This window comes from Chitinophaga sp. CB10, assembly GCA_001870995.2.
Taxonomy (GTDB): Bacteria; Bacteroidota; Bacteroidia; order Chitinophagales; family Chitinophagaceae; genus Chitinophaga.
The window spans coordinates 439,852-460,191 of record MLAV02000003.1; the positions used below are offsets into that span (position 1 = coordinate 439,852).

Genomic DNA, 20,340 nt, shown 5'->3' on the forward strand with positions numbered 1-20,340 from the left:
CAGCAGTATGACAGACAAAGCACATACGGTGGCGCGCTACCTGCAGCTGGCCGGCCAGTCCGGCAGGGGAAAGTTTAAAATCTACATCGGCATGAGCGCCGGTGTAGGTAAAACCTACCGCATGCTGCAGGAAGCGCATTCCCTGGTCAGGAACAACGTCAATGTACAGATCGGGTTCATAGAAACCCACCACCGTAAGGAAACCCATGCGCTGCTGGAAGGGCTGCCTATCATCCCCCGCAGGCAGGTGTTTTACAAGGGCAAGCTGCTGGAAGATATGGACCTCAACGCCATCCTGCTGCTCTCGCCGGAATGGGTGATTGTCGATGAGCTGGCCCATACCAACATCCCCGGTTCCAAAAATGAAAAGCGCTGGCAGGATGTGGCAGAGCTGCTGAATGCCGGTATTAATGTGATTTCGGCGGTTAACATTCAGCATATCGAGAGCATTAACGTGGAAGTGAAGTCCATCACCGGCGTGGAGGTGCAGGAGCGCATACCGGACAGCGTGCTGCAAATGGCCAACGAAGTGGTCAACATAGACCTGACGGCCGATGAGCTGATCACCCGGCTGAAGGAAGGCAAGATCTACGACCAGTCGAAGGTAGAAACGGCCATGCGCAACTTCTTCCAGGCGGATAAAATTCTGCAGCTCCGGGAGCTGGCGCTCAAGGAAGTCACCACGCAGGTGGAGCGGAAGGTGGAAACGGAGATCCCGCGGAGCCAGCAAATGCGGCACGAGAGCTTCCTGGCCTGCATTTCAGCCAACGAGGAGGTGGCGCGCAAGGTGATCCGCAAAACCGCCCGGCTGGCCGCTTATTATCATGCGGACTGGTACGTGGTGTATGTACAAACGCCCGGCGAAAGTGCGGACAAAATAGCCCTGGCTGCCCAGCGCCACCTGATCAATAACCTCAAGCTGGCCACTGAGCTGGGTGCGGAAGTAATCCAGGAACATAATGCCGATATCTCCGGCGCTATCATTAAACTTGCATTGGAAAAGCAGGTGACAACCGTCTGCATCGGCAAACCGCATATCAGCCTGTTTCGCATAATTTTGCAGACAAGCATGTTTAACAAGCTGCTGAAAACACTTTCTTCCAACGATATAGACCTCATAATACTATCATGAGTAAGTTCAGGCTGAAAACGAAGATCACCCTCGGGGTGCTGTTTCTATACATCATGCTGCTGGTGGTGAGCGTGCTGGGATATTACTACCTGAGCCGGCTGAACGAAAAGGCCAAGATTATCCTCAAGGATAACTACGAATCGCTGGAATACAGTAAAAATATGCTGGTATCCCTGGAAAGCCTGCCCCAGCACCGGGATTCAGCTCTCCGGGCTTTTGCTGCCAACCTCCAAAAGCAACAGGCCAATGTTACGGAGCGCGGGGAAAGGGATGCCACCGCCGCTGTGAGCAACCTCTTTGCCCGCATCAGCAAGGATACAGCTTACTCCCCTGCTGATGTAGCGGCTATCAAGCGGAGCATTTACCATATCATGGACCTGAACATGAACGCCATCGTCGGCAAAAATGAAACTGTGAAAAAGGCCGCGGACCATGCGTTGTGGTACATCGCCATCATCAGCGGGGTATGCTTCCTCGTGGGGTTGACGTTTGTGTATAACTTTCCCGGCTATATTGCCAACCCTATCCATGCCCTTACAGAAGGGATAAAGGACATTGCCAACAAGCAATACAGCAAGCGCCTGCACTTCAATACCGGCGATGAATTTGGGGAGCTGGCTGCCGCTTTTAATACCATGGCGCAGCGCCTCGATGAATACGAGCATAGCAACATTGCCCGCATCATGTTTGAAAAGCAGCGGGCGGAAGCGGTGATCAGTAGCCTGAAAGATGCTACTATCGGGTTTGATAACCGAAATGTGATTCTCTTTGCGAATGCGGAAGCATTGCAGCTGCTGAATATGAAGGAGAAGGACCTGGTAGGCCATTCCGCCGGGGATGCCGGCAAGTACAACGACCTGCTGCGGTACCTCGTAGGCAGCCAGGATACCTTGCCGCTGAAGATTGTAGTGGATGGCAAGGAATCCTTTTTTACGAAGGAGGTAGCCAATATCAACCATGAAAATGAGCGGATCGGCTATGTGATCATCCTCAAGAATATCACTGCTTTTAAGGAGCATGACCTGGCAAAAACGCATTTTATTGCCACCATATCCCACGAGCTGAAAACGCCGCTGGCCTCGTCGGACTTCAGCCTGAAGCTCCTGGAAGACGCCCGGGTGGGCCAGCTGTCCGCAGAGCAGCAGGAGCTGGTGGACAGCCTGAAGCAGGACAACCGCCGCATGATAAAAATTGTGAGCGAGCTGCTGGACCTCTCCCAGGTGGAAAGCGGCAACATACAGCTGCAACCCCAGCCGGTAGCGGCATCCGGCATTGTGCAATATGCCCTGGATACCGTGCAAAAGCAGGCATCGCAGCGGGATGTTAGCATAGACACCCACCTGGCGGAACACCTGCCGCCGGTATTGGCGGATGTGGAGAAAACCGCCTGGGTGCTGGTGAATTTCCTGACCAACGCCATTCGGTATTCCCCGGAGCATGCGGCCATCCACCTGGCAGTAATGGCGGACGATACGATGGTCCATTTCCGCGTGGAGGACCATGGCAAAGGTATTCCGGCAGCGTTCACAGAAAAAATCTTCGACCGCTTTTTCCAGGTCCCCGGCGCCGGCGGCAGCAAAGGCAGCGGGCTCGGACTGGCTATCTCCAAAGAGTTTATTGAAGCGCAGGGCGGGCATATTGGCGTCAGCAGCGAGGAAGGAAAAGGAAGCTCCTTCTACTTTTCATTGCCCAGGGGCTGATTAGCAGCCGCCTGGAGGCTGGGCACGAAGTTGTTGTACACGATGACGAGGTTGCTCACCCGTGCGGGAATGGTGGAAAGGTTTTCAGCGAGATGGGCGTCTGTTTCAATAGATTCACACAGTTCCGTAGCGGGCCGGAACTGCAGGAGCTTGAACAATGTTTTCAGTTGGTGGGCGATGATGAAAGTATTTTCCCAATCCTGTTGCTGTACATGTTGTTGCAGGATTTCTATTTTTTGCGGGAATTCCTGTAACATATCCTGATAGAGCTGGATAATTTCCTGGTCGTCCAGTCCGACTTTTTCACGAAGGTAATGACTGTCGGGGCCTTTGAAATGCGTGTTTGACATGGCGAATAGTTGTTGTTGGTTGGCCGGAATCCACGTTCCGGTAGCTTTTAGAATAGTAGTAAATAATTCCTGTTGTTCATACGGCTTGGAGATATAGGCGTTCATGCCGGCTTCCAGGCATTTTTCTTTCTCTCCTTTTAAGGCGGATGCTGTCATGGCTATTATAGCAGTATTGATGCCATTTTTCCGGATGGCGCGGGTAGCTTCGTAACCATCCATTTCGGGCATCTGGATGTCCATCAGTATGCAGTCGTACGACTGCAGCAGGGTGAGTTCCACGGCGGTCTGTCCGTTTTCAACGATATGTACCCGGGCGCCTCCCTTTTGCAGGGCGTGGAAGGCCACTTTCTGGTTGATCTGGTTATCTTCCACTACCAGTATGGATTTGCCCAGTAGTGGTTTACTGTTCATTTGTTGGGGTGTTAGTTTTTCCCCCTCCGGGGAGATGGAATCGTCGTACCGGAACGGTAGTTCGACCGTGAACAGCGCGCCTTTGCCCAAATCGCTGATTACATTAATTTCGCCTCCCTGCATTTCCACCAATTCCTTACATATGGCGAGTCCCAGCCCGGTGCCACCAAAGCTGCGGTTGTTAGCGCTGTGCGACTGGGTGAAGCTTTCGAATACATACAGTTGTTTTTCCGGGGCGATGCCGATGCCGGTATCGGCGACTTCAATGCGCAGCTGCAGCTGCTCCTCCGAGATGGCGGAGGGATAGAGGTGTACGCTTACGCTGCCCCGAGGGGTAAACTTGATGGCATTTTCCACGAGGTTAACGAGTATCTGCATTAATCTTATCTTGTCGCCTATGAGGGTGGAGGGAATGCGCTCATCGATGCGGACGTTAAAGAGGAGGTTTTTTTCCTGTACCTGTATCCTGAAGGGGTAGAAGGCTTTTTCAATTTCCTCGCGGAGGTGGAAAGGGGCTTCGTCCAGCTTGAGTTTACCGGCTTTTATTTTGGAGAAATCCAGTATTTCGTTGATGATCACCAGCAGGTTGGTGGCGGAGGTATGGATCGCGGCTACAAACTCCTGCTGGCGGGGGGATAGTTGGGTTTCCTGCTGAAGCAGCTGCGTCATGCCGAGGATACCGTTCATGGGCGTACGAATTTCGTGGCTCATATTGGCCAGGAAGGTTTCCTGGGCCCGGCGGGCTTCTTCGGCTATGCGCTGGGCTTTGACGAGTTCCTTGATATGGTTCTTTTTCTCTGTAACGTCGTGCGCGATGCCGCATACCCCGATCATTTCATCATGCGCGTTACGCAGCGGGAATTTGGTGACGTAGTAATGTACCTGCTGCCCGTTCACGTACAGGGTATCATCCATGCTGGCCGCGTTGCCGGTGCTGATAACTTCAGCGTCCAGCGGGGCATACCTGGAAGCCCATGAGTATGGGAGATCGGCGTCTATCCTGCCTATAATATCCTCTTTTTTTATCTGCATTACATCTGTAAACCGTTGGTTGACGAGGATGTACCGGCCTTCCATGTCTTTAATGAACATCATGGAAGGGGTAAAATCCACTACGGCCTCCAGGCGGTCCCGCAGGTAGTCGAACCGGTAATCCCGGCCATTGCTGAAGTACAGCTCTTTCACGATGCATTGGAACTCCGTTACCCGGCCATTGTCGTCCCGGATGATGGACACCATTTGTTCTACCCACTTTTTTTCGCCGGAGCGGGTGATGATCTCAAACTGGATGGAGGAATAGTCCTGATAGCCTTTCATTTGGGCTACATAGTATTCCTGCAGTTTATTAAACGTCCGGGTATCCAGGAACATGGAGTAATGCTTGCCGACCACCTCCTCCGGCTGGTAGCCGGTAATAGCGGCCACGCCTTCGTTTACATAGGTGAAATACCCTTCGGGGGAAGAGGTGTACATGATGGGGCCTGCCTGTTGGGCCAGGCGTTTGTACGACTGGGTGTTTCTATACAGCCGGTTGGCTCTTTCCCGCAGCTGCCTGAAGTGCAGGGCGATGAAGCGGCCTTCCACGGCGAGGAATATGATGGAAATGGCTACTGCCATGAGGATGAACCAGAAGCTGTAGTTGGTATAGTAGAGGTTTTTTTCGAGGTAGTCGCGGAGGAGTTTTTCGTTTGCCGCGTCTTGACGGGCGGCGGCAATGGTTAGTTCCACCCTTTGCCGGATGCTCCAGGCATAATACAGCAAAACACACAAGAGGAGCCCAATTGTGACAAACAGCCAAATTACGCTATTAACAATTTTTTTCATCGAGAATAATGTTCATAAACTCTTAAAAATTGTATGACAATAAAATTGTCAGCGTTGGCAGGGGTTAAGGACCTGAGGGAGATCTTCATTCAAATTAATGATTATTTCCCATTTTGGCTGTTCATTTTGTTCATTCACAGGAAAAGATTAGGGTCTTCCATTCTAATTTTGTGTAACTTCCGGCCCTGGAATGCACCGCGTGGATGTTGTTTTTTGCAATATTTTAACCAATTGTTTTACAATCATTCCATTAAATTTGCCTAATATTCTTTTTCTTAAGTATTAAGATTTTATGAAAAAAATACTCTTTACCCTTGGACTGATAGCCACTTCTATCGGAGTTTTTGCACAGGACGGAGGTTCTCCAATGAATAAAGCGATGAATTCCGTGACACATTCCAGGGACTTCCTGATGCTGCAACTGTCGTACGATGGCTGGGCAGGATCTCCGGATAGCGTGAAAACCGGCTTCAACAGGGGCTTCAATATTGCTTTCATGTATGATATTCCTCTCAATAAGTCCAAGTTCAGCATTGCTCCCGGGTTGGGTATCAGCACCAGCGGCGTTATGCTGAAGGACCACGCGATGGACGTAGCCGGCAGGACCAACAACAGCGAAGTGACCTTCCCTTACACGACGGCCAACAAGCGTTACAAAGTGGCTACCACTTACCTGGAAATTCCCGTTGAGTTGAGATACCGCTCCGTGCCGGATAATGCCAACAAAGGCTTCAAAGCCGGTTTGGGCGTGAAGTTCGGCGCACTGCTGGATGCGCATACGAAAGCAAAAACTACCGGTCCTAACGGCGGTAAAACTACCGACAAGGTGAGGAATAAAGAGTATTTCAATGCATGGCGCATGGCGGCTACTGCCCGCATCGGTTATGGCAACATCGGGCTGTTTTACAGCTATTCCATTACCCCGCTGCTGAAAGACAATGATAAATATGATATCCGCCCTTACCAGATTGGTATTGTGGTGAGTGGGTTATAAAGGTATTTAGTATAAAAAAAAATCGCGTCCCGGGTATGCAGGACGCGATTTTTTTATGCCTGGGAGAGTTTGAGGTTGATTTAGCGGATTACTCGCCTGTAAATGCTGGCGCTTTCATTTGTGGAAAAGCAGTCACCTGATTATGCGGCTTTAAGTGCCAGCTCTCTTTCCTTGAAAAACCACTTACCAGCTCACTCCCCTTTAAACACCGGCGCTCTCTTTTCCAAAAAGGCAGTCACCCCTTCGGTATTATCCTTCGAGTTCCCGGCTATTTCCTGGCAGTACGCCTCATACTCCAATGCCTCATCCAGGCTCTCCGTCATACCTTTTGTAAGCATTTTTTTCATGAGGGCAATAGCCTTCGTAGGCGCGTTGGCGTAATATTTTGCCTCGGCGGCCACAGCTTCGTCCAGTTCGGAGGCGGGTACCACCTTATTGACCAGGCCCAGCTTCAGCGCCTCTTCCGCGCTGATCTTGGAAGCTTTGGTAGCCAGTTCAAAGGCCCGGTGGTAGCCTACTGTACGCGGCAGGAAGTAGGAAGAGCCACTGTCCAGCACGAGGGCAATATTTACAAATATCTCAATCATGCTGGCGGTTTCGCTGGCAATGATCAGGTCGCAGGCCAGCGCCAGCGAGCAGCCGGCGCCTGCCGCCACGCCGTTCAGCTTACAGATGACAGGCTTGGGCATATTTCGTATAGCCCTGATAATAGGATTGTACCTTTTGTGCAGCGACTCGCTCAGATTCCGCTTCCCGCCCTCCATGGCTGCTTTAAGATCCTGCCCGCTGCTGAAAGCCTTACCGGCTCCGGTTAATACCACTACCCTTACGCTGGCATCGCGTTCGACCTGTTTAAGGGCATCCTGTAGTTCGTAACTCAGCGGGTCATTGAAGGCGTTATATACTTCCGGCCGGTTCAATGTAATGGTGGCAACGCCATCCTGAATGTCAAGTGTTAAAGCAGTCATGGAGTCGGTTTTGGTGATGATATGTTGAAAATTATAAAGTCTCTTTCAGCCAGTTGAAGAACTCACGTTGCCATACAATCGCATTTTGCGGTTTCAGCACCCAGTGGTTTTCTTCCGGAAAATACAGCAGCTTGCTTTTGATACCTTTCAGCTGCGCCAGCTGGAAAGCCTGTAAACCCTGTTCAATCGGCACGCGGAAGTCGATACCGCCCTGGATGATCAGGATAGGCGTATTCCATTTGTTGGCATACTCGCTCGGGTTGAAGTTTTTGTAGGTATCAGCATTTGCTTTATCCCAGTAAGCCCCGATATCCCAGTTAGCGAACCAGAGTTCTTCCGTGGTGCCATACCAGCTTTTCAGGTCAAATAACCCGTCGTGCGCAATAAAGGTTTTGAACCTGTTTTCGTGTACGCCGGCGAGCATATATACGCTGTAGCCGCCGTAGCTGGCGCCCACTGCACCCAGCCTGTTTTTGTCTACATAGGGCTCTTTGGCTACATCGTCAATTGCGCTCAGGTAATCGCGGATAGGCTGACCGCCCCAGTCCTTACTGATAGCGGCATTCCATTCTACCCCATGACCCGGCATTCCCCTGCGGTTAGGCGCTACTACAATGTAACCTTGTGCAGCCATCAGCTGGAAGTTCCAGCGGTAGGAATAGAACTGCGATAATGCGGATTGAGGGCCGCCCTGGCAATATAACAGGGTCGGATATTTTTTAGCAGGGTCGAAGTCCGGCGGATAGATTACCCAAGCCAGCATTTCTTTGTTATCCGTGGTTTTGATCCAGCGTTTCTCCACCTTGCTCATGCCAATTTTGTCGTACATGGCTTTGTTGACGGCGGTCAGTGGTTGTACGGAGCCCTTCGCAAGGTCTACCGTAAATACTTCCGCAGCGTGGTTCATATCCGTACGGGTAACCACCATGGTGTTGCCGGCCTGGCCTACCATACCGTTGATGTCAAAATCGCCGCTGGTGATCTGGCGGATATGTTTTTCATTGGTAGCCGCAATGTCTTTCTGCAAGGCAATTTCCAGCAATTGCTCCGTGCCTTTGATCACAGCGAGGAAGTAAATCTTTTTGCCATCGGCGCTGAAGCGGGCGGCGGAAACGGTGCCATCCCAGCCTTTGGTCAGGTTGGACTTTTTGCCGGTAGCCCTGTTAAGTACAATGATATCGTTCTTGTCTGCTTCGTAGCCGTCATGCTCCATACTCAGCCAGAGCAGGTATTTACCATCGGTGCTGAAAACCGGCGATACGTCGTAACCCATCATACCTTCGGAGAGGTTACGGGTAGTTTTGGTTTCGAGGTTGTACTCGTAAACATCCGTATTGGTGCTGATGGCGTAATCCTTACCGTATTTCTTTTTGCACACGTAGATAATGCTTTTGCCGTCGCTGCTCCAGATGAGGTCTTCTGCGCCGCCGGAAGGCATTTGCGGACAATCGTACGGCTCATTTTCCATGATATCCACCGGCGTGCCTACCTTCCCGTCTTCATAGGTAGCGTAGAAAACATGGGAGAAGTTGCCATCTTCCCAGGTATCCCAGTGGCGATAGTTGAGGTTATCATAAATCTGCACATTGGAGCGGGTCAGGTCCGGATAGAAGTCCTTTCCGCTGATCTTTTTCACTTTCACCTCGTTGGAAAACAGGATATGCTTGCCATCCGGGGAAATGCGGATATTCTGCATGCCGCCTTCCACGTGCGTTTTCTGTACCGGGTTAGAGCCGTCGGCATTCATTTCCCACCATTGTCCTTTTAGGGAGAAGCCAATTTTGTTGCCGGGCAATACCATCACATCTCCTTCTGCTCCCGCTCCGGTAGTAAGTTGTTTGGGAGCGCCGCCTGCCAGTGGAATGGCGAAGAGGTTCTTCTCACTTTTATTTTCCTGTAAATTAACCTGTGAAACGCCATAGATAACGGTCTTGCCATCTGCTGTCACGGTTTCGCCACTCACCCTGCCGAGCTGCCATAAGCGCTCCGGCGTCATCTTTTCCTGGGCTGATGCTGCCATAGTTGTAAATAATAATCCTGTCAGTAAAATTGGTTTATACATGATCTGAAAGGTTGTTTTGGATCGTATAAATGTAGGAATAAATGATGGTCTGGGATTCATAATTTATTAAGATTAACTTAGTGCCCTTAGTTTGGAATCAAACCCACGCTTGCTTATGAATTTTCGTTTTGGTTGGCTGGTCTTATTACTTAGTGGATTCCTGTTGCCTGAATGCAGTGTGGCACAGACTTTTTCAACGGCCTTTAAACCTTTCAGCGGCACGCCCCGCAACTATGTAGTGACAAAGACCGCCGATCCCTTGCAGATCGATGGTCGCTTAAATGAAGGCGCATGGCAGCATGCCGCCTGGTCTGAAGATTTTACGGATATAGAAGGCAATCGCCAGCCTGCTCCCGCTTACCGCACACGTATTAAATTACTGTGGGATGAAAAGTATTTATACATTGGCGCAGAGCTACAGGAGCCACACGTATGGGGTACGCTTAAAAATCATGATGCGATTATTTTCAATGACAATGATTTCGAAGTGTTCATCGACCCGGACGGAGACGCCCACCAGTACTATGAGTTAGAGATCAACGCCCTCAACACAGTTATGGACCTGTTTATGGGGAAGCCTTACCGCGATGGCGGCAACGCCATGCTCAACTGGGACACCAAAGGGCTGCTCACTGCGGTAAGCGTAAATGGTACGCTGAATAATCCTGCTGATACGGACTCCTCCTGGACGGTAGAAATGGCGATCCCTTTCAGCGCGCTCCGTTTCTTTGGGGACAATACGCCTGTCAACGGTACCACCTGGCGCATCAACTTCTCCCGTGTGGAATGGGATACCGACGTAGTGGACGGTAAGTATGTAAAGCGCAAAAAGCCGGAACACAACTGGGTTTGGAGCCAGCAGGATATTATCAATATGCATGCGCCGGAGAGATGGGGTTACCTGCAGTTCTCCACAGCAGGCGGTACGGAAAAACCGCCCGCATTCATTATGCCGGCGGACGATGCCGCCAGGAGGCAACTCTGGAATGTGTATTACGCACAGCAAAACTATCGCGCCAAACACAGGCGCTACGCCGCTAATACCGCTGCCCTGCAGCTGCCTGCCGGCAGATACCCACTGCAAATGGAAGCGATCAGTCAGCAGTTCACCGCCAGCGTGCAGGTACCTGAAATACCGGCCCGCATCTATATCAATCAGGAAGGTAAAATCTGGTCAGATAAAAAATAACGTAAATGAATAAACGTAATTTTCTCAAAAGCCTCGGCATCGGTGGATTGGCGCTCGCAAACCCAATCCTCCCGGTAAGCGCTGCGGAAAAAGCGGACACCATACCGCAAAAGCGCAAAGTATCCCACCGCGTGTGGATCAACCCGGATCACAAAGAAAAATATGATGACCTAGTAAAAAAATACGCAGGTTATAAAAGTGCCGGCATCGCTGACATCATGTTTGAAGCCGATAGCGAACAGCACTTCAAAGCGGCGAAAGCCAACGGCATCAAGGCTCACCGCTGGATGTGGACCATGAACCGCGGTGAAAAAGACCTGCTGGCCAGCCACCCGGAATGGTACGCGCAAAACCGCAAAGGCGAATCCTGCGCCAACCATCCGCCTTATGTGGACTACTACCGTTGGCTTTGCCCCAGCAAACCGGAGGTAGTCAACTACCTTAAATCGCAGGTGGAACAGATACTGCAAAAGGATTATGTGGATGGTATTCACCTGGATTACGTGCGCTTCTGCGATGTGATCCTGCCGGTGAACCTCTGGAGCCACTACGGCATTGACCAATCCAAAGAACTGCCGGAATACGACTTCTGTTACTGCGATACCTGTCGCCAGGGCTACAAGGAAAAATACGGCCTGGACCCGAAGGACATTGAGCATCCGGATCAAAGTCCTTCCTGGCGTAAATACCGCTACGACCGCATTACCAACGTGGTGAACAACCTCGCCCAGGTAGCCTTGAAACATAAAAAGGATATTACCGCGGCGGTATTTCCTACGCCGGAAATCGCAAAACGCATTGTGCGGCAGGATTGGACCAACTGGCCGTTAACCGCCGTATGCCCGATGATCTACCATGGATTCTACCGGGAGAAGGTCATTTGGATAGGCGATGCCGTGGCGGAGGGCGTGAAGGCGCTGCATGGGGCATTCCCGCTTTACGCAGGGCTGTTTGTGCCTGATTTCAACAATAATTATGATGATTTCCGTACCGCGGTGAAGCTGGCAGTGCAGCATGGCGCGGCGGGCGTGTCAGTGTTTGGAGAAGTGACGCCGGAGATATTGAAGGTCTTGGGAGAGGTGAAAGGGTGATTATGTGTTTGGGGGTTTACTGAAGAGTGGTAAATAGAGCCATTATGACGATAATAAAGGGAGCGCTCATGGGAATGCTCCCTTTATTTATCTGTAAAAATTTGTCAGTATTTTGACATTAGCTTATATTTGTAATAACAGTACTCGCCACGCTTCCCACGATCAGCGCAACCAGGCGGGGCTTTTTTTTATATGGAAGCCATAACTCCTTACCGAAAACCGTTTACCTCAGTTTCCGATCAGTTAACCCTGTTACAAGAACGAGGCTTAATTATTGAGAATCCCGGCGAAGCAGGTTATTACCTGACGCATGTGTGATATTACCGGCTTGCTGGCTTTTGGCAGTTTTATCAATCTGACCGTAAGGCTCATACATTCAGCGCGGGTACTGGCTTTAGCCATATCATTGACCTATATAATTTTGACAGGGAGCTACGGTTACTTTTGCTGGATGCAATAGAACGTATTGAAGTTTCCTTCCGTGCAGTGCTTATAAATGAAATGAGCGCCAATCACGGCCCTAACTGGCTGCATGATGCGTCATTTGCATACGATTACCAGGTAATGAATGATTTAAGTGCCGTTATACAAATTGAGCTGGAAAGATCAAACGAGGATTTTATCAAACATCATGAAAAAGTCTATGGTAAAATTGATCCTCCGCCCGTATGGAAAACATTACAGGTCGTGAGTTTTGGCACCTTGTCCAAGATTTATGGAAACATAAAAAAAGATGTGCCTGCAAAGAAGCAGATAGCAAGGTTGTTTGGCCTGCCAGGGGACGGATGGCTGCATAGCTGGATGCAGGTCATCTCAGTACTAAGAAATTATTGTGCCCATCATTCAAGGATCTGTTACCGTATCTTCAGCTTCCCACCCAAGGAAATGCGGCGGCCAAGGCTTCCGTACATTACCACCTTGCCGGAAGCTGGTGGCCGGTTCAGCCAACAGCTTTATTATCAAATATGTGCTGTGAGATATTTATTACATACAGCACATCCCAATAACCAGTTTAATGGCCAGCTGAAAATGCTGATGGCTAAATTTCCAACTGTACACATTCATGGTTTCGGTTTTCCGCAAGACTGGCAACTTGAACCATTATGGCAATAATTAAACAGGGAGCGCTCACCAAAGCGCTCCCTGTTTAATTATATCCCTCCTGCCAGCTTCTAAAACCTGTTATAAGGCCTATCTGCCGCAGCTTTTCCAAAATTAACGTTCGGCTTATTGCCCATGGTAATTTCCATTGTACCGCCTTTCACCAGGTCGCTATGCATAATATAGCTCTTCGTATATGGCTTACCGTTAAGCTTTACACTTTGAATGTAAATATTCTCCGCGCTGTTATTAACAGTTTGTACAGTGAACCGCTTGCCATCTTTCAGGGAAATGGTCGCTTTACTGAACAGCGGGCTACCCAGCACATACATGCCGTTGGCAGGGTTTACCGGGTAGAAGCCCAGTGAGCTGAAGATATACCAGGACGACATAGCGCCGCAGTCTTCATTGCCGGCGAGGCCTTCCGGTTGGTCAAAGTAAAAGTCCTTCATCACCTGGCGGACTTTTTCAGCGGTTTTCCACTGGTTGCCGGCATATGCGTACATATAGGTAACGTGGTGACTGGGTTCATTGCCGTGGGCATACATACCAATCAATCCGGAGATATCATTGGAAGCCTCGGCGCCCATATCTCCCTTTGCGGTGAAAAGACTGTCGAGTTTGCGGGTAAAGGCTTCATCGCCGCCCATCAGGTTGATCAGCCCTTCCACGTCCTGCGGTACCAGCCAGGTGTATTGCCAGCCGTTACCTTCCGTGAAGTCGCCTTTTTCGTGGATGGAGTTGAACGGATCATAAGGCGTTTTCCAGCTGCCATCGCTCATACGCGGACGTACGAATTTAATGGTGCTGTCGAAATAGTTCTTATAGTATCCGGCGCGTTTTTTATAATATTCGAAATCCGCTGTTTTGCCCAGTTTCTTTGCCATAGCGGCGATGCACCAATCGTCGATCGCATATTCCAGCGCTTTCGACACGGATTCATATTCTTTATCCGCAGGGATGTAGCCTCTTTCTTTTACGTATTTCACGCCCAGGTCGTCGCGGGTGGAAGATGCTTTCATTGCTTCAAACGCCTCGTTGGCATCGAAACCTTTAAAGCCTTTCAGGTACGCGTCTACGATCAATGGCACGGAGTGGTAGCCTACCATGCAATTCGTTTCGCTGCCAACCAGCGGCCATATCGGCAATTTGCCCTGCTGCTTGTGGATGGTGATCATGGAGTTCACAAAGTGGCTCACTTTTTCCGGATGCAGGATAGTGTTGAGCGGGCCCCATGAACGGTAAATATCCCAGAGGGAGAAAACAGTATAGTTATCAAAGCCTGGGTTTGGATAGGCTTTTTTATCTGTACCGCGGTAGCTGCCATCGTGGTCGTTGAAGAGGACGGGGGCTATCATGGTATGATACAAAGCAGTGTAGAAAGTGCGGCGGGTAGCGGCATCGTTGGTTTGAATGTCCACACGGGATAATTCTTTATCCCACTTGCTGTTGGCGGCATTTACCACTTTGGCAAAATCCCAGCCCGGCATTTCTGCGTTGATATTGGCGGCGGCGTTTTCGCTGCTGACAGGGGAAATGCCCACTTTCAGCATTACCTGGCCTGGCGACTGCTTAAAGCTGATTACAGCTTTGGCCGCTACAGCCTTAACCTCCCGGCCATCCACTTTCTTGTCTCCATCGAAAAGGTTCACCTCTTTCAGAGGGACATTACTTTTTATGGTAAACCAGAGGCGTTGATCCACTGCCCATCCTTTGGAATAGCGGTAGCCTACCAGCGTATAGTCATCTTTTTTGGAGATATGCGTTTCCACCGGCGCATCCCAACCGATACCTTCTTTCAGGTCCACGATGATATTGGCCTGCTGATCTTTAGGGAACGTATAGCGATGCAGGGCCACGCGCTCGGAAGCGGTAAGTTCTACATCAGTATTATAATCGTCAAGGTGAACGTAGTAGTAGCCCGGGCGCGCTTTTTCCCGGCTGTGGGAGTAGTGGGAGCCATACCCGGAAGTAGGATTTTCCTGGGTGCCGCGGTTGGTTCTCACATTGCCCGTATATGGCATGATGAGCACATCCCCGAGGTCGCCAATGCCGGTACCGCTAAGGTGCATCTGTGAAAATCCTATCACCACGCTGTCGGAATAATGATAACCGGAGCACCAGTCCCAGCCTTTTACAATATTGGTCGGACCTACCTGCACTGCTCCAAAAGGAACGCTGGCCCCTACAAAAACGTGTCCGTGTCCTCCCGAGCCAATAAGCGGATCTACTGCGGCAAGGGATTTACTCTCTGAAAATGTGTTGGCAGCAATCGGTTTATTCTGTGCGCCTGCCTGAATACCGCAACAAACGAGCGCCATAAGCGCAAGATTGCGGCCTGTCTTGATTCCCGGTAACATAAACAAAACCTTTAAGTCCGGCAATATACGTAGCTCTGCGGTATTAAATTTGCTAAATTTTATGAGTGCATTAGCGGAGCAAGTGCAGATTGGGACTTAATTTCCACGTTTTCTGACCGTGCATCAAATTGTCTTGTAAGTATCCGGTAAACCAGCATTACGTATAAAACCAGGCAGGGCAAGGCTTTGATCGCATAGGGTACCGCCACATGGCTTCTGAACCAGGGCGTGAGCAGGTCGGAATGAGAAAAGCTGACAAGCAGGATGGAGAAAAATAAAAAGATGTTTTTCCAACGTGCAGGAGTCTGAATCACATACCAGATGCATATTGCCGGTATGGCAATAATGTAGGTAGGTGACTCAGAGCTACTGCTAAACAACACTGGAAACAATAAAACGCTGCAAAGCAGGTATAGGCGATAGTTAGGATGATGCCGATCTTTAAGCCGCAGGTATTGCAAAGCAAACAGCAAAGCCCCGGAAACCAGTACCAGCAGGTCATTTAGCTGAGGTACCTTAAACAGGCGTTTGATAAAACCGCCCGCAGAAATGTCCTGGAAACTTCTCAGGTCCGCCTGGTTTATCTCATTTTTATGTACCAGCGCCGCAAACCATTCCTGGTACGATTGCACGATATAAGCGGGCGTTGATATCGCCATAGGCAATAAAAATAAAACAACAGACCAGAGGAAAAGGCCAGCTATAAAGCGTTTTGGGTGGCTGCTGAAGAAAAAGAAAGCTAGGCCCACAATCCCGTAAAATTTGGTTAGGGTGCCTAATATAATGCAGAGGGTAGCCAGATAGTCTTTCCCCCGGATGGTAAATGCGAAGGTAAGCAGGATACCGGCCAGTATAAACTGGTTTAGCTGAAACCAGCCGCTGGCGCCCAGCAGCTCCTGGCTGCAGAGCAGCAGGATGATGTTTTGCTGCAATTTTTCCAGCGGCAGCTGGCGGATGGCATAAAAGATGGCGCCCGCCCCGGCCATGGCCCACAGCAATGCGCCTAATTTAACCGGCAGCACCGCAAACGGCGCTATCATCAGGCTAAATACCGGCCCGTAAAGGTTTACATCAAAATATTCGGCAGGATACTCAATATATAGCGGCTGCTGGTGTACCAGGTGATAGAATACGTTTCTAAATATCAGGAAGTTGTTGTAGTTGCCCCTGGAAATTTCAGTAATAGCACCAAGAAACGCCAACCCAAACCAAAGTATTACAATCAACCAGTCCTTTCCACCAAGAAAAGCCAGGATATTTCTTTTTACAGGCATTCGATTCAATTGTCGGGTAAAAATGATGCTACAGTAAAGATAATAGGTTGCAAATGCACAACCTGATAACGCGCTGTAACGCCGACCCCTCTATTGCCCGCAAAAATTTTATTCGTTATTGGAAAACCACTCGCTGGATTGTTTATTGATCACCCTGATCGCGACATAAATGATGAAAACCAAGGAGATACATATTGCGGAGATAATTGCAGCAATCATTTTTGGAACATTTAAGCATAACAATCTTTCCTCAAGTTAAATTAAATAGCTGGATATTTCTATAATTTCACTGCTCATAAACCACCATTAAAAAAAGAACTGTGAAAAAATTATTCCTGTATGCAGGCCTATGCCTGTGCCTGGGGCTACGTGCGTATGCCCAGGATGCTGCCTCCGTTGTGAAATCGCTAGAAACGGCTATCCGGCAGAAAAGCGTCGAACAGGTAAAGCCACTCCTCTCCCCCTCCTTCCACATTGGACTGTATCCCGCTCCGTATGTCTACAGCATGCTGGACAGGGTCTTCCGGAAAGATAGTTTGGAAAAATTAGTTTTAAGGAGAGAAGAAAAAACGGCTGACGGCAAGCGCCTCCTCGTCAGGTACTGTAACCTGGGGCAGCCTGCCTTTGATACCTATTTGTACCTGAATGCAGCCAACCAGCTGGAAAAAGTGCAGTATTATGACCTGCTGGCCGGTATTAACCTGGATAAACCTGCGCAGCTGGCCGCTGTAATTCCATTCACCTACCAGCGCAACAGGATTGTAGTCACGCTTACCCTCAACGACTCCAAAAAGCCTTTGCGCCTCCTTTTCGACACCGGTGCGGACGGTATGGGCCTGAAAAAGAGCGTGGCAGATGAAATCGGCATTACAGCCAACCGCCAGCAAAGTACCAGCGTAGTAGGCGCCAGCACGCAGATTGGCATTGCCAGCGGGATAGCCATGCATTTTGATACGCTTACCATTCCCAATAACAACAGTGCCATTTTTCCGCAATTTGATGCGGACCTGGACGGCCTCTTCGGAGCCAACTTCCTGAGGAATTATATTACTGAAATTGATTTTGACAGCTCCGTGATCCGCCTGTTTACCTTCGGCAAATTCGATTACAATAAAAAGGCCTCGCTGATTCCGCTGGATTACTCTCTGGGCGTTCCCGGTATTAAAGGAAAAGCTACGCTGAACAACGGAAAGGTCCTGGAGGGAGATTTCCACTTCGATACCGGCGCCGGTTATCCCCTGATCCTCTTTGGCCCTTCCGTACACCGCAACCAGCTGGACGAAAACTTTAAAGTCGCCTTCCACAGTACAACGGTGAGCATGGGGCACTCCTCCCCGGTGGTAAGTGGTACATTCAACGGTATGGAAATCGGGCAATGGCAGCTCGGCAGTTTCACCGGTACCCTGCAAACCTACCGCGAAGGGGATGAGAAGTGGTCGCCCAAAGGGGACGGCAGCTTTGGTATTGAACTGATTAACCGCTTCAACTGGGTGATCAACCTGGCGGACCACCGGTATTCCGCCATCCCCAACCGGAATTTCGCCATGCCGGCCAATTTCTGGCTGAAGGATATTGAATGGGGCTTTGCCGGCGGCAAACTGATCGTCAAACGCGTGTCGCCCGGTACAGGCGCGGCGGATAGCGGCATCATGGAAAACGATGAAGTCCTGGCCATCAACGGCGTGAAAGTGGCGGACCTCACCACCGAAGCGAATATCCGGAAGTACAGCGAAGAGTGGAAAGGCCGCGAAATGAAAGTAGAGGTCAACAAATTCGGCAAGCCCTGGAAAATAGATATTCCTTAATTCGTAATTTCAGGTCATGAGAAAAAGGGATAAACCGAACATGACCTTCCGGGAAAGGCTGGCAGCATTGAAAAATCTGCCAGCCTTTTTCAAGATGGTATGGCAGACCAATAAAGGATTCACTATCGCCAACGTGCTGCTGCGTATTATACAATCAGCCATGCCGTTGTCGATACTATACGTAGGCAAACTGATTATTGACCAGGTGGTGCTCCTGGCGCAGCATACCGGTACGCACGATACCGCCTACCTCTGGCAGCTGGTAGCGCTGGAATTTGGCCTGGCCGTAATCTCGGATGCCCTGAGCCGTGCTATCTCCCTGCTGGACAGCCTCCTGGGCGATCTTTTCGGGAACCATACTTCCGTTAAGATTATGGAACATGCCGCCACGCTGGATCTGGACCAGTTTGAGGATTCAGAGTTCTACGATAAGCTGGAAAGGGCCAGGCAGCAAACGGCCGGCCGCACGGTACTATTATCGCAGGCGCTCAGCCAGGTGCAGGACCTGATTACGATGGGCTTCCTGGCCGCGGGGCTGGTGGTATTCAACCCCTGGTTAATCCTGTTGTTACTGGTGGCCGTCATTCCTGCCTTTCTCAACGAGTCGAAGTATAACGATAATGTGTACCGCCTTACCTGGGGCCAAACCTCCGACAGAAGAGAACTCGACTACATCCGCTACCTCGGCGCCAGCGATGAAACGGCTAAAGAAGTGAAAGTGTTTGACCTTTCCGGTTTTCTTATAAAGCGATTCAAAACCATCTCTGATAAATTTTATGTAGATAAAAAAGAGCTGGAAGTAAAGCATGTCAGCTGGGGGACCTTCTTTGCACTGATTGGGAGCGCGGGGTATTATGCCGCTTATATCATTATTATCCTGCGGACCATCCAGGGTACGCTTTCCATTGGCGACCTGGCCTTCCTCGCCGGCTCTTTCCGGCAGCTGCGCACCACCTTCCAGGGTATCCTGATTCGCTTTTCCAGCATTACCCAGGGCGCCGTGTACCTGAAAGATTTGTTCGATTATTTCGAGATACGTTCCCGCATGGTAGCGCCCTTGCACCCGCTCCCCTTTCCGCAGCCTATCCGGGAAGGCTTTGTGTTTGAGAACGTAGGCTTCAAATATCAAAACGCTGAAAAGTGGGCGATCCGCTACCTCAACTTTACCCTGCATGCCGGCGAAAAGCTGGCGCTGGTGGGCGAAAACGGCGCCGGTAAAACCACGCTGGTGAAATTACTGAGTCGCCTGTACGATCCGGTGGAAGGCCGGATCCTGCTGGATGGCAAGGACCTGCGGGAATATGACCTGAAAGATCTGCGTTTGCACGTAGGCGTTATATTCCAGGACTTCCAGCGTTACCAGATGACGGTGCATCAAAACATCGCTGTGGGTAACATCGGTCAGATAAACAACCAGGCGCTGATTGAAGAATCAGCCAGGCAAAGCCTGGCCTGGCCGCTCATTGAGAAAATGCCCAACAGGTTCGACCAGATGCTGGGGCGCCGCTTCCATCAAGGCATTGAGCTGAGCGGCGGGGAATGGCAGAAAATTGCGCTGGCCAGGGCTTATATGAAAGATGCCCAGCTGCTGATACTGGACGAGCCGACTTCCGCCCTGGATGCCCGCGCGGAATACGATGTATTCCTGCATTTTGCAGAGCTGACGAAAGGAAAGACGGCGGTATTGATCTCACACCGTTTTTCAACCGTGCGTATGGCCAACAGGATATTGGTACTGGACAAAGGGCAATTGCTGGAAATTGGCAGTCACGAAGAATTATTGGAAAAGAATGGCCGCTATGCAGAGCTGTTTCATTTACAGGCGGCTGGCTATCAATGATATAGTAAGCAGGAGCAGCTTCGGGGGTGAAGCGTGCTCCTAATCTCACTTATATTGCCCGTGTAACCGGGAGCGTTATCCCACGCTTGCCATGGGGACAACAAATATCTTCGCCGGGTAGTATAACCGGCAGGGTTAGTAAATGGTTCGGGAATAATATATTGAATTTCAATGTATAGAACTTTGATATGGCGTTCTCAAATGTGTTTTCAATAGTATTCACTGGCGGATTCAGGACT

General features: G+C 50.2%; 12 protein-coding genes and 1 pseudogene. 8 read left to right on the forward strand and 5 right to left on the reverse strand.

Annotation, left to right across the window (positions count from 1 at the left end):
• Positions 1 to 7 precede the first annotated feature (7 nt).
• Both BOC67_RS07245 and BOC67_RS07250 read left to right on the forward strand, forming a co-directional pair.
• Positions 8 to 1,132, forward strand: a complete 1,125-nt coding sequence (locus BOC67_RS07245) for a sensor protein KdpD (RefSeq protein WP_291908740.1) — start codon at positions 8 to 10, stop codon at positions 1,130 to 1,132.
• On the forward strand, positions 1,129 to 2,832 hold the full coding sequence (locus BOC67_RS07250; RefSeq protein WP_291908743.1) for an ATP-binding protein: 1,704 nt from the start codon (positions 1,129 to 1,131) through the stop codon (positions 2,830 to 2,832). Before BOC67_RS07245 ends, BOC67_RS07250 begins: the two co-directional genes overlap by 4 nt.
• On the opposite strand, the gene BOC67_RS07255 is transcribed toward BOC67_RS07250, so the two are convergent.
• The gene (locus tag BOC67_RS07255) at positions 2,808 to 5,363 is read right to left on the reverse strand and encodes an ATP-binding protein (protein WP_291908746.1); all 2,556 of its coding nucleotides are present in this window, start codon (positions 5,361 to 5,363) and stop codon (positions 2,808 to 2,810) included. The genes BOC67_RS07250 and BOC67_RS07255 overlap by 25 nt on opposite strands.
• A gap of 346 nt (positions 5,364 to 5,709) precedes the next feature.
• Between BOC67_RS07255 and BOC67_RS07260 the strand changes: the two genes are divergently transcribed.
• Positions 5,710 to 6,411, forward strand: a complete 702-nt coding sequence (locus BOC67_RS07260; protein ID WP_291908749.1) for a porin family protein — start codon at positions 5,710 to 5,712, stop codon at positions 6,409 to 6,411.
• Positions 6,412 to 6,602: 191 nt separating this feature from the next.
• On the opposite strand, the gene BOC67_RS07265 is transcribed toward BOC67_RS07260, so the two are convergent.
• Together BOC67_RS07265 and BOC67_RS07270 are read right to left on the reverse strand one after the other, a co-directional pair.
• On the reverse strand, positions 6,603 to 7,379 hold the full coding sequence (locus tag BOC67_RS07265; protein WP_291908752.1) for an enoyl-CoA hydratase-related protein: 777 nt from the start codon (positions 7,377 to 7,379) through the stop codon (positions 6,603 to 6,605).
• Between the two features lie 31 nt (positions 7,380 to 7,410).
• A complete protein-coding gene (locus BOC67_RS07270; protein WP_291908754.1) occupies positions 7,411 to 9,399 on the reverse strand; it encodes a S9 family peptidase in 1,989 nt (662 codons plus the stop codon).
• 157 nt (positions 9,400 to 9,556) lie between these two features.
• Here BOC67_RS07270 and BOC67_RS07275 point away from each other — a divergent pair, with 157 nt between their 5' ends.
• The 3 genes and pseudogenes from BOC67_RS07275 to BOC67_RS07285 form a co-directional block, all read left to right on the forward strand.
• Positions 9,557 to 10,630: a carbohydrate-binding family 9-like protein gene (locus BOC67_RS07275; RefSeq protein ID WP_291908757.1), complete on the forward strand. Its 1,074-nt coding sequence runs from the start codon at positions 9,557 to 9,559 to the stop codon at positions 10,628 to 10,630.
• 5 nt (positions 10,631 to 10,635) lie between these two features.
• Positions 10,636 to 11,721: a family 10 glycosylhydrolase gene (locus BOC67_RS07280; protein WP_291908760.1), complete on the forward strand. Its 1,086-nt coding sequence runs from the start codon at positions 10,636 to 10,638 to the stop codon at positions 11,719 to 11,721.
• A 330-nt stretch (positions 11,722 to 12,051) separates the two neighbouring features.
• Positions 12,052 to 12,834: pseudogene (locus BOC67_RS07285) on the forward strand (Abi family protein); the annotation flags it as partial.
• Between the two features lie 59 nt (positions 12,835 to 12,893).
• On the opposite strand, the gene BOC67_RS07290 reads toward BOC67_RS07285, so the two are convergent.
• Together BOC67_RS07290 and BOC67_RS07295 are read right to left on the reverse strand one after the other, a co-directional pair.
• Positions 12,894 to 15,182: a GH92 family glycosyl hydrolase gene (locus tag BOC67_RS07290; RefSeq protein WP_291908762.1), complete on the reverse strand. Its 2,289-nt coding sequence runs from the start codon at positions 15,180 to 15,182 to the stop codon at positions 12,894 to 12,896.
• Between the two features lie 59 nt (positions 15,183 to 15,241).
• Positions 15,242 to 16,456 (reverse strand): glycosyltransferase family 87 protein, encoded by a 1,215-nt coding sequence (locus BOC67_RS07295; RefSeq protein ID WP_291908765.1) that lies wholly within the window; start codon positions 16,454 to 16,456, stop codon positions 15,242 to 15,244.
• A gap of 320 nt (positions 16,457 to 16,776) precedes the next feature.
• Between BOC67_RS07295 and BOC67_RS07300 the strand changes: the two genes are divergently transcribed.
• Both BOC67_RS07300 and BOC67_RS07305 read left to right on the forward strand, forming a co-directional pair.
• Complete coding sequence (locus BOC67_RS07300; RefSeq protein ID WP_291908767.1) at positions 16,777 to 18,261, forward strand: aspartyl protease family protein; 1,485 nt, start codon at positions 16,777 to 16,779, stop codon at positions 18,259 to 18,261.
• 16 nt (positions 18,262 to 18,277) lie between these two features.
• On the forward strand, positions 18,278 to 20,101 hold the full coding sequence (locus BOC67_RS07305) for an ABC transporter ATP-binding protein (protein WP_291908770.1): 1,824 nt from the start codon (positions 18,278 to 18,280) through the stop codon (positions 20,099 to 20,101).
• The last annotated feature ends 239 nt before the right edge of the window (positions 20,102 to 20,340 follow it).

What these genes read in the sequence shown, in the direction of transcription:
- BOC67_RS07275 (WP_291908757.1), top strand. Translation starts at nt 9,557, where the DNA reads ATGAATTTTCGTTTTGGTTGGCTGGTCTTATTACTTAGTGGATTCCTG.
- BOC67_RS07305 (WP_291908770.1), top strand. Translation starts at nt 18,278, where the DNA reads ATGAGAAAAAGGGATAAACCGAACATGACCTTCCGGGAAAGGCTGGCA.
- BOC67_RS07250 (WP_291908743.1), top strand. Translation starts at nt 1,129, where the DNA reads ATGAGTAAGTTCAGGCTGAAAACGAAGATCACCCTCGGGGTGCTGTTT.
- BOC67_RS07270 (WP_291908754.1), bottom strand. Translation starts at nt 9,399, where the DNA reads ATGGCAGCATCAGCCCAGGAAAAGATGACGCCGGAGCGCTTATGGCAG.
- BOC67_RS07280 (WP_291908760.1), top strand. Translation starts at nt 10,636, where the DNA reads ATGAATAAACGTAATTTTCTCAAAAGCCTCGGCATCGGTGGATTGGCG.
- BOC67_RS07290 (WP_291908762.1), bottom strand. Translation starts at nt 15,182, where the DNA reads ATGTTACCGGGAATCAAGACAGGCCGCAATCTTGCGCTTATGGCGCTC.
- BOC67_RS07260 (WP_291908749.1), top strand. Translation starts at nt 5,710, where the DNA reads ATGAAAAAAATACTCTTTACCCTTGGACTGATAGCCACTTCTATCGGA.
- BOC67_RS07265 (WP_291908752.1), bottom strand. Translation starts at nt 7,379, where the DNA reads ATGACTGCTTTAACACTTGACATTCAGGATGGCGTTGCCACCATTACA.
- BOC67_RS07245 (WP_291908740.1), top strand. Translation starts at nt 8, where the DNA reads ATGACAGACAAAGCACATACGGTGGCGCGCTACCTGCAGCTGGCCGGC.
- BOC67_RS07295 (WP_291908765.1), bottom strand. Translation starts at nt 16,456, where the DNA reads ATGCCTGTAAAAAGAAATATCCTGGCTTTTCTTGGTGGAAAGGACTGG.